The sequence below is a fragment of the Streptomyces sp. NPDC032091 genome, from assembly GCF_055580265.1.
Genome location: NZ_JBVILR010000003.1, coordinates 335,870 through 349,493, shown reverse-complemented (window position 1 = coordinate 349,493; position 13,624 = coordinate 335,870). Strand labels below are relative to the sequence as shown.

Genomic DNA, 13,624 nt, shown 5'->3' with positions numbered 1-13,624 from the left:
GCGGCTGTTCCCGTCCGGGACGCGGCGGCTTCGGCCCGTGTGGCCGTCCCCGTGCGGGAGGTGGCGGCTGCCCCGCCGGAGGCTGAGGACTCCGCGCGGGGTGTGGCGGACGCGGTGGAGGTGGCCGTCTCCGGCCGGAGTGCCTTCCGTCCTGCGGGGGTTGGCTCTGGCGGGGTGCCGCGGATTCCTGCGGGGTTCGCGGGCGGGGAGGCGGGCGCGGACGAGCCGGAGCACGCGACCGCCCCGGCCTCCCGCCCCGAGCCGAACCCCCTCGCCACCCGTACCGGCCCGCAGCACCACGCCGAGCCGCAGCACCACGCGGAGCCGTCACACCGGGGCGTGCCCGCCCCGCATGCCGGCCGGCAGTCCCTCGCCGCCGGTGCCGAGTCGCCCCACGGGCCCGCTCCGCAGGTTGATGGGCAGTCCCTCGCCGTCGGCACGATTCCGCCGCACCACGTCGTCGGTGCCGAGCCGTCCGACCGGCCTGCTCCGCATGCCGACCTGCCGTCCATCGCCGCCGCCGGCACGATTCCGCCGCACCACGTCGTCGGTGTCGAGTCGCCCGACCGGCCCGCCCCGCACGCCCTCGCCGCCGTCGGCGCGGCTCTGCCGTCCCACGCTGCCGGTGCCGAGTCGCCCGACCGGCCTGCTCCGCGCGCCGACCGGCAGTCCCTCGCCGCCGTCGGCACGATTTCGCCGCGCCACGTCGTCGGTGCCGAGTCGCCCGACCGGCCGGCCCCGCACGCGGACCCGCACCCCCTCGCCGCCGGCGCGGCTGCGCCGTCCCACGCTGCCGGTGTCGAGTCGTCCGACCGGCCCGCCCCGCATGCCGACCGGCAGTCCCTCGCCGCCGTCGGCGCGATTCCGCCGCGCCACGTCGTCGGTGCCGAGTCGCCCGATCGGCCCGCCCCGCACCCCCTCGCCGCCGCCGGCGCGGCTGCGCCGTCCCACGCTGCCCGTGTCGAGTCGCCTCACCGGCCCGCCCCGTACGCCGACCCGCAGGCCCCCGGCGTCCGGGCCGGGTTCCGGCCTCAGGTGCTCGATCCGCAGGCCGCGGTCGGCCGCGGTCCTCGGCCCGAGCCGCAGCGGTTCGGCGGCCCGGACGTGCCCGCCGCGCGGGGCGGGGGGGAGGAGGGGCCGCAGGGGGCCGGGGTGCCCGGGCCCGGGGTGGCCGAGATCGTCGCGCAGGCCGTCGCCCGGGGGATCGAGGGCCGGGCCGGGGCGCGGGGGGACGGGGAGGCCGGGCCCCTCGCGCGGCGCGGCGCCGTGCGAGGGGCCGCCGTCACCGAGGTTCCCGTCCATCTGCCGTTCCGTGCCCAGCCCCTGGCCCCCGCCCCCGCCCCCGCCGCCGCCCCGGCCCGCCGCGCCGCCGAGCACGCGGTGCCCGGCGGGCGGCGGGTGCCCCGCGGGGACGACCGGCTGCGGGAGCACCGCGGCCCGGTGCTGCCCGGGTGGATCGCCGTGGCCGTCGGCGGCCTCGCCCTCACCGGCTGCGCGGCCGTGCTCTGGCGGGCCGGGGTGGTGCCCGCCCCCCTCGTCGCCGCCTTCGGGGTGCCGCCCCGCCCCTACCAGGGGCTGCGCGTCACCCACTGGCCCCCGCTCGCCTTCCTCGGCGTCGTCACCCTCCTCGCCCTCGGCGGCCTCGGCCGCGCCAAGGCCGGCCACGCCTGGGTACTCACCCTCTTCGGCAGCTACCGCGGCACCGTCCGCCGTACCGGCCTGACCTGGATCAGCCCCCTCCTGCTGCGCCGGCGCGTGGACGTCCGGCTGCGGCACTGGCGCAGCGAGCCCATGCCCGCCGTCGACTCCGGCGGGCTCGCCCTCCAGGTGGTCGTCCAGGTCGTCTGGCAGGTCCGGGACACCGCCCGCGCCACCCTGGCCGTCGAGGACCACACCGAGTACCTCGCCGAACAGGTCGAATCGGCCACCGCCCGCGTGCTGTCCCGGCTCCCGGCCGACGCCTTCCACGACGACGCCCCGACCCTGCGCGACGCCGAGGCCGTCGGTGAGGCCCTGACCCGGACCCTGGCCGCCGAGACCGAGGCCGTCGGCATCGAGGTGTTCTCCGCCCAGCCCACCCGCATCGAGTACGCCCCGGAGGTCGCGGAGGCGATGCGCCGCCGCCGAATCGCGGCGATCGACGCCAAGCACCGGGACACCGTCCTGACCGCCGTCGTCGACGCCGTGGACGACACCGTCCACCGGCTGACCTCGCGCGGGATCGTCGATCTCGACGACTACGAACGCAAGGCCCTCGTGAAGGACCTCACCGTCGCCTTCTACACCGGCAGGTCCGACCAGTAACAGCCGTACCTGACACCCAACAGCCGAAACGGGCGGCCGGCAACGACCGGACCGCCCGTTTCGGCATTGGTATAGACATGGCCAACTCCCGTCAATACTGTGGGACTTGGTCTAGACCTAGCCCCCCGCCGGAAGCCCGGGCCTCCCCAGCTCGCCACCCTCCCCAGCGCACCCCCCACCCGTGCGCACGCCCCGCCAGGCCTCCCCCCACACCCAAGGAGCATCATGCGTCCCTTCCGCATACCCGGACGCGCCGCCGGCGCCACCGCGCTCGGTGCCGCCCTCCTCGCCGGCGCGACCCTGTTCACCGCGCCCACCGCCAGCGGCCACGGCTACACCGACACCCCCATCAGCCGCCAGAAGCTCTGCGCCAACAAGACCGTCCCCGACTGCGGCCCCATCCAGTGGGAGCCGCAGAGCGTCGAGGGCTACAAGGGCTTCCCGGCGGCCGGCCCCGCCGACGGCCAGATCTGTTCCGGCGGCCACGGCGAATTCGCCCAGCTCGACGACCCCCGCGGCGGCACCTGGCCCGCGACCAAGGTGAATTCCGGCCAGCCCTTCGACTTCCGCTGGCAGTTCACCGCTAACCACTCCACCACCGACTTCAGGTACTACGTCACCAAGAACGGCTGGGACCCCACCAAGCCCCTCACCCGGGCCTCCCTCGACCCCCAGCCCTTCCTCGTCGTCCCCTACAACGGCGGCCGCCCGGACATGACCACCATCCACCGCGGCACCATGCCCGGCGGCAAGACCGGGCGGCACATGATCCTCGCCGTCTGGACGGTCAACGACACCGCGATGGCGTTCTACGCCTGCTCCGACGTTCAGTTCTGACGCAACGTCAGTTACCCTCCGGCGGCATGCGGACGACGACCACGACCGAAGCCGGAACCGTCGCGGAGCTCATCGCGCGCCAGTGGGGCGACCACCGGCCCGGCCTGAAGCACGGCGCGGAGGCCGGCCCCGGGGCCACCCGGACGCCGGCCACCGTCCTCAGCCGCCACCGGGCCGCCCAGGAGGCCGCCGCCCGCGCCGCGCTGCTCACCGACCTCCTGCCGCCCGGAGCGGAACCGCACGTGGGGGTGCTGCTCGACAACGCCCCCGAGTTCCCCGCCTGGCTCGGCGCGGCGGCCCTCGCCGGAGCCGCCGTCGCCGGGATCAACCCCACCCGGCGCGGCCCCGAACTGGCCCGGGACGTCCTCCACACCGACTGCCGCCTCCTCGTCACCGAACCCGCCCACCTCCCGCTCCTGCGCGGCCTCGACCTCCCCGGCGTACGGATCCTCGTCACCGGCACCGAGGAGTACGAGGCCCTGCTCGCCCCCTACGCCGCCGCCGAGCCCGGCGAGGCCCGCGTCCGCCCCGGCGGCCCCCGCCCCGACAGCCGGCTGCTCCTCTACTTCACCTCCGGCTCCACCGGCGCCCCCAAGGCCGCCGTCTGCAGCCAGGGCCGCCTCGCCGCCGCCGGGCACTCCCTGGCCCGCCACTTCCACGTCACCCCCGACGACGTCCACTACGTCTGCATGCCGCTCTTCCACGGCAACGCCGTCATGGCCTGCTGGCTGCCCGCCCTCGCCGCCGGCGCCCCCGTCGCGCTGCGCCGCCGCTTCTCCGCCTCCGGGTTCCTGGACGACGTACGCGCGTACGGGGCCACCTACTTCACCTACGTGGGCCGCGCCGTCCAGTACCTCCTCGCCACCGCGCCCCGCCCCGACGACCGCGAGCACACCCTGCGCCTCGGCTTCGGCACCGAGGCCGGCGCCGTGGACGCGGCCCGCTTCGCCGAGCGGTTCGGGGTCCGGCTGGTCGAGGGGTACGGGGCCACCGAGGGCGGCGCCTCGGTCCAGCGGACCGCCGACACCCCGCCGGGCGCCCTCGGCCGGGCCGGCGCGGGCGACGACCTGGCCGTCGTCGACCCGGAGACGGGCCGCGCATGCCCGCCGGCCGTCCTGGACGCCCGGGGCCGCCTGCGCAACGGCGACGAGGCGATAGGCGAGCTGGTCAACCGGGGCCGCAGCCACTTCGAGGGCTACTGGCGCAACCCCGACGCCGAGGCCGCCCGCACCCGGGAGGGCTGGTACTGGACCGGCGACCTGTTCTTCCGCGACCCCGACGGCTTCCTCTACTTCGCGGGCCGCACGGACGACCGGCTGCGCGTCGACAGCGAGAACCTGGCCGCCGCCGTGATCGAGAACATCCTGGCCCGCTGGGAGGCCGCGGCCGCCGTCGCCGTCCACGCGGTTCCGGACGAGGTGGCGGGGGACCAGGTGATGGCCGCCGTGGCCCTGCGCGAGGGCGCGGCCTTCGACCCGGACGCCTTCGCCGGCTTCCTCGCCGCGCAGCCGGACCTGGGGACGAAGATGGCCCCGCGCTACGTCCGGATCCTCGACGCCCTGCCCGTCACCGCGACGAACAAGGTCCACCGGGCTGCCCTGCGCCGCACCGGCTTCCTGTGCCCCGAGCCCGTCTGGCACCGCGTCGCCGGCGCCTACCGCCCGCTCGACGCACCGGCCCTGGAGGCGCTGCTGTCGGTGTACGGGGCCCAGGGCCGCCGGGACCTCCTGGGCCGCTGAGCGGAACCGGAAGGAGCGCGGAACCCTCTTCCCCCGGGAGGGGGTTCCCATGACGACGACGCCCATGACGAACACACCGCCCGCCACACCGCCCGCCACGCCGTCGGCGGCGAAGGCCTGGGCGGCCGCGGCGGCCCTGCTCCTGAGCCTCGCCCTGGCGGCCTGCGGCACGCACCCGGCGGGCCGGGCGGCCCCGCCCCCGCCCCCGCCGCTCTCCCCGTCCTGCGCCGCGGCCACCCCGAACCTCCCCACGGAGGAGGACCCGGGCACCCCGCAGCCGCCCACGGACGAGGACACGGGCACCCCGAACCTCCCCACGGAGGAGGACACCGGCACGCCCCAGCCCCCCACGGAGGAGGACACCGGCATCCCCCAGCCCCCCACCGACCAGGACACCGGCACCCCCGGCCCGCCCACCGACGGCGGCGGCCCCGCGCGCCCCTGCCCGGTCGTGGACGGCTGGTACGACATGACCGGCGAGTTCAACGCCTACTACGCCCGCCACCGCGACGACGCGGACCGGCTGATGCCCTCCAGGGGCGCCCAGGAGGTGCGGGTCCGCAAGGACGGCGGGACCGGGCAGGCCCGGATCTCCTTCACCACCGGAAGCGTCGGCAAGGGCCTCGCCGAGGACGCCCGCCGGCTCGCGCACGTCTTCGCCCAGTGGCGCCACGAGGTCTACGGGGACACCGGCACGGTCCGGGTCCACACCCCCGACGGGACCGAGATCGCGGCCCTCCCCTGGTGACCGGCGGAGCTGGTTTGGAGCACCCCTCGGGACCAGGTAGTATTTTCTCTGTCAGCAAGCGCCGCTAGCTCAGTTGGTTAGAGCAGCTGACTCTTAATCAGCGGGTCCGGGGTTCGAGTCCCTGGCGGCGCACCTGATCTTCGGGCGGTTTCCGGTTCACCGGGAACCGCCCGAAGTGCTTTCCGGGCCCTTCGCCCCCTTCCCCCTTCCCCCTTCCCCCTTCGCCGCCCCGGCCGGCCTCGCCGTCCTCAGAGCGTGAGCGACAGCAGCAGCGGCGCGGCCTTCCGGTTCAACGCGTCCGCGGCGGCCCGCAGCCGGTGCGCGTGCTCGACGGGCATGGACAGCGCCAGGCAGCCCACGGCCGCGCCGGCGGTGATCGGGACCGCCGCGCAGACCGTGCCCACGGCGTACTCCTGGAGGTCCAGCACGGGAACGGTGGCGGGCTGGCTGTCGAGTTTCGAGAACAGGATCCGCTCGTTCACGATCGTCTTCGACGTCAGCCGGGCGATCTTGTGGCGGGACAGGTGGTCGCGGCGCCCGTTCTGGTCGAGCTGGGTGAGCAGGCACTTGCCGACCGCGCTGGCGTGCGCCGCCGACCGGAAGTCGACCCACTCGTGGACCTTCGGGGTGCGCGGGCTGTCCGCGAACTGGGTGATCCGGACCTCGCCGTCCACGTAGCGGCTGATGTAGACGGCCGCGCCGACCGAGTCGCGCAGCCGGTCGAGGGTGTCCTGGAGCTTCTCCTGGAGGGCCTGTTGCCGGTCGCTGCCGGAGCCGAGCAGGACGAGGGAGTCCCCTATGGCGTAGGCGCCGTCGGAGACCTGGAGGACGTATCCCTCGCGGCGCAGCATGAGCAGCATCGGGGCGAGGTGGACCGCGGGCAGGCCGGTCTCACGCGCGATCTGCACGTCGGTCACACCGCCGGTGTGCCGCGAGATCGTTTCGAGCACGCGCAGGGCGTACTGCACCGAGTGGAACGGCGCGGTCGGCTCGGGCTTCAGCGCCACGGTTTCCCCCTACCAGGTTGTTACCGCTTGCTCTACCACGATAGCCATCAAGGAGCCCACGTGGAGCGTCTGTTGAGGAGATTGATGGCTTAATCAGACCCCTCGGCCTGGGTCTACTCGCCTGGCATATGCCAAGGTCATGGACCTGTCCCGGTCTGCCGGGAATGCCCCGCGGGCGCCCGCCGTTCCCCTTCTCCGTACGGACGCCGTGTGGGGCGTACGAGCCGGACGGAACGGGAGCGACGACGATGAGCGACAGCGAGGCCACGGGCCCCGAGGGTACGGGACCCGGCGCGGCGGGTGGCGGTGCGAACGGCTCCGGTGCGAACGGCTCCGCGGACGGCCCCGTCCGCGGGACCGTCCGGGGCGCGGCGCCGGTGCCGCTGTCGGTCCTCGACCTGGTCACCGTCGGCGCGGGCAGCACCGCCCGCGCCTCCCTGCGCACCAGCGTGGAGATATCCCGGCTCGCCGAGTCCCGCGGCTACCACCGCCACTGGGTCGCCGAGCACCACTCCATGCCCGGGGTCGCCAGCTCCTCCCCGGCGGTGATCCTGGCCCACCTGGCCGCGCACACCTCCCGCATCCGCCTCGGCTCGGGCGGGGTGATGCTGCCCAACCACGCCCCGCTGGCCGTCGCCGAGCAGTTCGGGACCCTGGAGGCCCTCGCGCCCGGCCGGGTGGACCTCGGGCTCGGCCGGGCGCCGGGCACCGACCCCCGCACGGCCGCCGCGCTGCGCGGGCCCGGGCGGCTGGACGAGGCGGCGGACGAGTTCCCGCGGCGGCTCGCGGAGCTGACCCGCTTCCTCGACGACGACTTCCCCGACGGGCACCCGTACGCCCGCGTGCACGCCGTCCCCGGACCGGTGCAGGGGCCCGCCGCCCGGCCCCCGATCTGGCTCCTGGGCTCCTCCGGCTTCAGCGCCCGCCTCGCGGGGGAGCTCGGGCTGCCGTTCGCGTACGCCCACCACTTCTCCGCCGCCGGCACCCTGCCCGCCCTGGACCTCTACCGCCAGAGCTTCCGCCCCTCCGCCGTGCTGGACGCCCCGTACGCCCTGATCGGGGTCTCGGCGCTCGCCGCCGACACGGAGGCGGAGGCCCGTGCGCAGGTGCTCACCGGTGCGCTGTCGATGCTGCGGCTGCGCAGCGGCCGGCCGGGGCTGGTGCCGACGCCCGGGGAGGCGGCCGCGTACCCCTTCACGCCGCCGGAGCGGGAGTTCGTGGACGGCTGGCTCGCGAACATCGTCCACGGCACCCCCGACGAGGTCCGTTCCGGGCTGGACGCGCTGGTGAAGCGGACGGGGGCGGACGAGCTGATGCTGACCGCCAACGCGCACGGCGGGGCCGCCCGGGTGCGCTCGTACGGGCTCGTCGCAGATGCGTACGGCATGCCCGCGGCGGCCTAGTCCGAGGGCCCGGATCCGCCAGGACCCAGGAGAACGGGGTTTGGCTGGTTTGTTGCCGAAAGCTTGCCGGAGCATGACTCAAGGCAGCCTTAAACCGCTCGTCACCCGGGGTGGCGGGCGGTTTCTGCTGTGCTCCCATGCCTCTGACGAGGGGATTTACCGGGCCAGTGGTCTAGTCCTTCTTTGGTCCAAACCATTGACTGGGGTGCGCCGTGATCGCTATCACTTCTCTCACCCGAAAGCTGATGCCCTCCCCTCCCACCCCCCGGAGGCAGTTCATGCACATCCGTAAACCCCTCGTCGCGGCCGCCGCCACGGCCGCGCTGGCAGCCGGGGCGCTGGCCGCCTTCGCCGGGATCGGCACCGCCCAGGCCGCCGGCGCGGCCACCGCCTCCGGAACCGCCGCAGGCGGTGTGCGGATCGCCTACTACGACCAGTGGAGCGTGTACGGCAACGCGTTCTACCCCAAGCACCTGGACACCCGGGGCATCGCGGGCAAGCTCGACGTCATCAACTACTCCTTCGGCAACATCCACCCCACCGACCTCACCTGTTTCGAGGCGAACAAGGCGGCGGGCGACGACAACAACCCCAACGCCGGTGACGGGGCGGGCGATTCGTACGCCGACTACAGCAAGTCCTTCAGCGCGGCCGACAGCGTCAACGGGACCGCCGACAAGTGGGACCAGCCGGTCGTGGGCGTCTTCAACCAGTTCAAGCAGCTGAAGGCCAAGTACCCCAACCTGAAGATCAACATATCGATCGGCGGCTGGACCTACTCGAAGTACTTCAGCGACGCGGCGAAGACCGACGCCTCCCGCAAGAAGTTCGTGTCCTCCTGCATCGACCAGTACATCAAGGGCAACCTCCCCAAGGCCGACGGCTACGGCGGCCCCGGCACGGCGGCCGGGATCTTCGACGGCATCGACATCGACTGGGAGTACCCGGGCTCCTCCGGCGGCCACCTGGGCAACCACTACGCCCCCGAGGACAAGCAGAACTTCACCCTGCTGCTCAAGGAGTTCCGCGACCAGCTCGACGCCTACGGGCAGGCCAACGGCGGCAGGAAGTACCTGCTGACCGCGGCCCTCCCGGCCGGCCAGGACAAGATCAAGTACATCGAGACGGACAAGATCGGTTCGTACCTCGACTACGCGAACATCATGACGTACGACATGCACGGCGCCTGGGACGGCGACGGGCCGACCTACCACCAGTCCCCGCTGCTGAACTCGGCCGCCGACCCGACCGACCCGATCGCGCCCGGCACCCAGAAGTACGGCATCAAGAACGCCATCGACTCCTGGCTCGACGGCAACCCGGCCTACGGCATCGCGGGCGGCTTCCCCGCGGGCAAACTGACCCTGGGCTACGAGTTCTACTACCGCGGCTGGAAGGGCGTCCCCGCCGGCACCACCAACGGCCTCGCCCAGCCCGCCACCGGCCCCTCCGGCGCCCGCCCGACCTCGCAGCAGGCCGGCATCGCCAACTACAAGGAGCTCGGCGGCATCGTCGACAACCCGGCCACCACCTTCTGGGACGACCAGGCCAAGGCCTCGTACTTCTACAAGGACGGCGAGTTCTTCACCGGCCTGAACCAGAAGTCCATCCAGGCCCGGGTCGACTACGGCAAGAGCCGCGGGCTGGCCGGCGCGATGATGTACTCCCTGCTCGGCCTGGACGACAAGACCACCCTGCTGAACCAGATCAACGACGCCCTCGGCGGGACCACCACGCCCCCCACCACCCCGCCGACGACGCCGCCCACCACCCCGCCGACGACGCCCCCGACCACCCCGCCGACCACGCCGCCGAGCACCGGCTGCGGCAGCACCCCGGCTTACGTCGCGGGCCAGGTCTACACCGGCGGCAGCGAGGTCGCGTACAACGGCCACAAGTGGAAGGCCCAGTGGTGGACGCAGAACGAGGTGCCCGGCACCACCGGTGAATGGGGCGTCTGGAAGGACCTCGGCGCCTGCTGATCCCCCCACCCGGCGCCGAGCGCCGGCCGCCCCCGCGCCCGACCACGGGCCGGGGGCGGCCGTGCGCCGTCAGCGGTCCCGCACCTCCGGGCGGGCGCCGATCATCTCCGCGATCCGCTCCGGGGCCACCGCGCGCGAGTACAGCCAGCCCTGCCCCGTGTCGCACCCCACCCGCCGCAGCCGGGCCGCCTGCCCGGCGGTCTCCACGCACTCGGCGGTCACCGTCAGCCCCAGCCGGTGCGCCAGCTGCACCAGGGCCTCCACGATGGTCTCGTCGGCCGGGTTCGGGTGCGTGCCCTCCTCGTAGCGGAAGCCGCGCACGAAGGACCCGTCCAGCTTCAGCACCGACACCGGCAGCCGCGACAGGTAGGCCAGGTTCGAGTACCCGGTGCCGAAGTCGTCGATGGCGATCCGCACGCCCATGTCGCTGAGCGCCTGGAGCGCCTGCAGTGGCCGTCCCGCCGAACCCATCACCGCCGACTCCGTCAGCTCCAGCTGAAGCAGCTGCGGGGCCAGCCCGGTCTCGGCGAGGATCTCCGCGACGTCGCCCACCAGGTCCGAGTCCCACACCTGGCGCACCGCCACGTTCACCGACACGAACACCGGCGAGTCGCTGGGCTGCTCGATCTGCCAGCGCCGCGCCTGCCGGCAGGCCGTGCGCAGCACCCACTGGCCGAGCTGCACGATCGAGCCGTCCTCCTCGGCGATCCCGATGAACCGATTCGGCGTCAACGTGCCGAACTGCGGGTGGTTCCAGCGCACCAGGGCCTCCACCCCGCGCACCACCCCGCTCTCCAGGTCCACCAGCGGCTGGTACTCCAGCGCGAACTCGCCGCCCTCCACGGCCGGGCGCAGCGAACTGGAGAGCGCCTGCCGGGTCATGCGGTGCGCGTTGCGCTCGGGGTCGAAGAGGGTCCAGCGGGCCTTGCCGTCCGCCTTCGCCCAGTACAGGGTCGTGTCGGCCGCCTGCATCAGGCCCGTCGCGGAGGTGCCGGCCGCGTCCCGCTCGACCACGCCGATCGACGCGGACACCGACAGGCGCTGGCCGGCCAGGTCGAAGGGCTCCTGGACGGCGGCGAGCACGCTGCGCGCCAGGTCCACGAGCTGCTCGGTGCCGGTGGAGTCCTCGACCAGCAGCGCGAACTCGTCGCCGCCGAGCCGGGCGACGAGGTGGCCGCCCGTACGCCCGTACCCGGACTGGTCGGCGCAGTGGGTCAGCCGGTTGGCGACGGCGGTCAGCAGCCGGTCGCCGACCCGGTGGCCCAGGGTGTCGTTGACGGCCTTGAAGCCGTCGAGGTCCAGGTAGCACAGGCCGATCCGGCCCGTCCCGCCGCTGCCGTACGCGGACGCCTCCAGGGCCGCCGAGAGCCGCTCGAAGAACAGGGCCCGGTTGGGCAGCCGGGTCACGGGGTCGTGCATCTGGAGGTGGCGCAGCCGGGCCTGGAGGTCGCGCCGGTCGCTGATGTCGGCGACCGAGAGCAGGACGTCCGGGGTGCCGGGCACCGGGCCGAGGGTGACCTCGGTCCACAGGGAGTGCCCGTCGGGGTGCTTGAGGCGGCGGGTGCAGCGCAGCCGGGCCTGCCGCCCGCGCAGCACCTCCTGGTAGGCCTGCCAGGTACGGGCCTCGGCGGCCAGGTCCACCAGGTCGGCGGCGCACTGTCCGGTGAGCTCGTGCGGCTCGCCGCCCAGCAGGGCGGCCAGCGCGCGGTTGGCGGCGATGACGTCGCCGCCGCGGCCGACGAGGGCCATGGCGAGGTGGGCGGCGTCGAAGGCGGCGCGATAGTCGTGCGGTTCGCCCGCCGGGCCGCCGATCGCCGTGGCGGCTCTGATGTCCGAAGGCGGCGCCGACATGCCCGGCACGGCCGGCACTGCCGGGTGACGCTCCGTAACGGCCGAACGGATGCTGTCGGCCGCCGAACCGGTTCCCTCTGAGCTTCCGCTCACCGTTGGCTCCCGCAGTGCTCGTGAGTGTCCGTGCAGGAAAGTGTGCCGATCATAGAGGCTGACGGAGGCCCTATCCAGCGGCGTCGCCGTGTGGGGCACGGGCCGTCACCGTGCTGACGCCCCGTCGGCCCGTTGCTGACGCCGCGTCGGCCGCGGCGGGGCGATCGATTCCGCACACCTGTGAGCACGCGGGGCCCGACCCTGATCTCGGGTGACCGTTCGTGACGGGCCGTCGGTGGGGGCGTGAACTCCGGGGGTCACCGGCTTGCCGTAGTGCTCACCCGTGTGGGGCAGGGGAACCATGCATAAGTAAGACAATCGCCCCAAGGTGGATGGAACAGGACGAATCCACCACCGGAGGTCGATGTGCCGCGACAGCTGACACCCGGGGGAGTGGACCGCTCCCGCATGCGAAGTACGGCGGCCATCCTCACCTCGATGACGGCGCTCGCCGCCATGTCGCTCGTCGCGGGACCCGCCGTCGCCGCCGGACCCGCCACCGGCGGGCCCTGCGCGCTGACCCGCACGGCCGCCCACCACTCCCTCGGCCTGGACACCTGGAACCGGGCCTACCCCAAGCCGGTGCGCACGCTCCACGCGGTGATGGTCTTCCTCTCCTTCCCCGACCACCAGCCCGCCGTCACCCCCGAGGAGCTGACGGCCGACTACTTCCCCGCGACCAGCGACTTCTTCGAGCGGGCCTCCTACGGCCGCTTCCGGCTGGTCCCGCACCCGCAGCGGCAGTGGATCCGGATGCCCAGGCCGTCGACCGCGTACGGGATACAGCGCGACTGGGCCCCGGACGCCCGGGCCGCCTACCTGAGGGAGGCGGTCGCCGTCGCCGATCCGCAGGTGGACTTCAGCGCGTACGACATCGTGTACTTCGTCGCGGACCCCAACGCCCCCGGCGTGGACTCCGACGCCACCAAGGTCGTCAACTTCGACCGCCCCCTGCGGGCCGACGGCACGGACCTGCGGCGGATCGTCACCGTCTTCGAGCGGCACCCGCCGGACCGCAACGTGCTGGCCCACGAGACCGGGCACGTCTTCGACCTGCCCGACCTCTACCACCGGCCGACGGACGGGAAGGGCGACTGGGACACCTACGTCGGCGACTGGGACGTCATGGGCAGCCAGTTCGGGATGGCCCCGGACCTGTTCGGCTGGCAGAAGTGGAAGCTGGGCTGGCTGGACGCCTCCCAGGTCGACTGCGTGCGCTCCGGGACCTCCCTGCACACCCTCCAGCCGCTCTCGCAGCCCCTGCAGCCCGGCGGCACGGGCGGCACCCGGCTCGCGGTGATCCGTACGGGCCCCGGCAGCGCGATCGCGGTCGAGGCGCGGGGTTCCGCCGGCAACGACGGGGACACCTGCACGGAAGGGGTCCTGGTCTACCGGGTCCGCAACGAGGCGGCGTCGGGCGGCGGCCCGATCGAGGTGCTGGACGGGCATCCGCACACGGAGGCCTGCTGGGACCGCTCGGTGTACCCGCCGCTGGCCGACGCCCCGCTGGAGGTCGGCGAGACCTTCACCGTCCCCGGGGAGCGGATCACCATCGAGGTCGCGGACCGGACGCTGTCGGGCGCGTACACGGTGAAGATCACCACCTGACCCCGCCCGTGCGGGAACGAAAAAGGCCCCCACTCTGATGAGTGGGGGCCTT

9 protein-coding genes and 1 tRNA gene are annotated in these 13,624 nt (G+C 74.0%); 8 read left to right on the top strand and 2 right to left on the bottom strand.

Features of this window, described 5'->3' with window-relative positions:
- The first annotated feature begins 174 nt into the window (after positions 1-174).
- The 5 genes from ACZ5NJ_RS07345 to ACZ5NJ_RS07325 all read left to right on the top strand — a co-directional run bounded on the left by ACZ5NJ_RS07345 (position 175) and on the right by ACZ5NJ_RS07325 (position 5,760).
- Positions 175-2,304: an SPFH domain-containing protein gene (locus ACZ5NJ_RS07345; RefSeq protein ID WP_468763721.1), complete on the top strand. Its 2,130-nt coding sequence runs from the start codon at positions 175-177 to the stop codon at positions 2,302-2,304.
- 225 nt (positions 2,305-2,529) lie between these two features.
- Positions 2,530-3,141 carry a lytic polysaccharide monooxygenase auxiliary activity family 9 protein gene (locus tag ACZ5NJ_RS07340; RefSeq protein WP_468763720.1) on the top strand — a complete coding sequence of 204 codons (612 nt, stop codon included), beginning with the start codon at positions 2,530-2,532 and terminating at the stop codon, positions 3,139-3,141.
- A 26-nt stretch (positions 3,142-3,167) separates the two neighbouring features.
- Entirely contained in the window at positions 3,168-4,880 is a 1,713-nt protein-coding gene (locus tag ACZ5NJ_RS07335; protein WP_468763719.1) for an AMP-binding protein, read from the top strand.
- 49 nt (positions 4,881-4,929) lie between these two features.
- Positions 4,930-5,628 carry a hypothetical protein gene (locus ACZ5NJ_RS07330; RefSeq protein WP_468763718.1) on the top strand — a complete coding sequence of 233 codons (699 nt, stop codon included), beginning with the start codon at positions 4,930-4,932 and terminating at the stop codon, positions 5,626-5,628.
- 58 nt (positions 5,629-5,686) lie between these two features.
- Positions 5,687-5,760, top strand: a tRNA-Lys gene (locus ACZ5NJ_RS07325).
- Positions 5,761-5,876: 116 nt separating this feature from the next.
- On the opposite strand, the gene ACZ5NJ_RS07320 is transcribed toward ACZ5NJ_RS07325, so the two are convergent.
- Complete coding sequence (locus ACZ5NJ_RS07320; RefSeq protein ID WP_344156590.1) at positions 5,877-6,635, bottom strand: IclR family transcriptional regulator; 759 nt, start codon at positions 6,633-6,635, stop codon at positions 5,877-5,879.
- A gap of 248 nt (positions 6,636-6,883) precedes the next feature.
- On the opposite strand from ACZ5NJ_RS07320, the gene ACZ5NJ_RS07315 reads away from it, so the two are divergent.
- The gene (locus tag ACZ5NJ_RS07315) at positions 6,884-8,038 is read left to right on the top strand and encodes an LLM class flavin-dependent oxidoreductase (RefSeq protein ID WP_468763717.1); all 1,155 of its coding nucleotides are present in this window, start codon (positions 6,884-6,886) and stop codon (positions 8,036-8,038) included.
- A gap of 278 nt (positions 8,039-8,316) precedes the next feature.
- Positions 8,317-10,020, top strand: a complete 1,704-nt coding sequence (locus ACZ5NJ_RS07310) for a glycosyl hydrolase family 18 protein (protein WP_468763716.1) — start codon at positions 8,317-8,319, stop codon at positions 10,018-10,020.
- A 69-nt stretch (positions 10,021-10,089) separates the two neighbouring features.
- On the opposite strand, the gene ACZ5NJ_RS07305 is transcribed toward ACZ5NJ_RS07310, so the two are convergent.
- Entirely contained in the window at positions 10,090-11,871 is a 1,782-nt protein-coding gene (locus ACZ5NJ_RS07305) for a putative bifunctional diguanylate cyclase/phosphodiesterase (RefSeq protein WP_468763715.1), read from the bottom strand.
- Positions 11,872-12,372: 501 nt separating this feature from the next.
- Between ACZ5NJ_RS07305 and ACZ5NJ_RS07300 the strand changes: the two genes are divergently transcribed.
- A complete protein-coding gene (locus ACZ5NJ_RS07300) occupies positions 12,373-13,572 on the top strand; it encodes a M6 family metalloprotease domain-containing protein (RefSeq protein WP_468763714.1) in 1,200 nt (399 codons plus the stop codon).
- Positions 13,573-13,624: the final 52 nt, after the last annotated feature.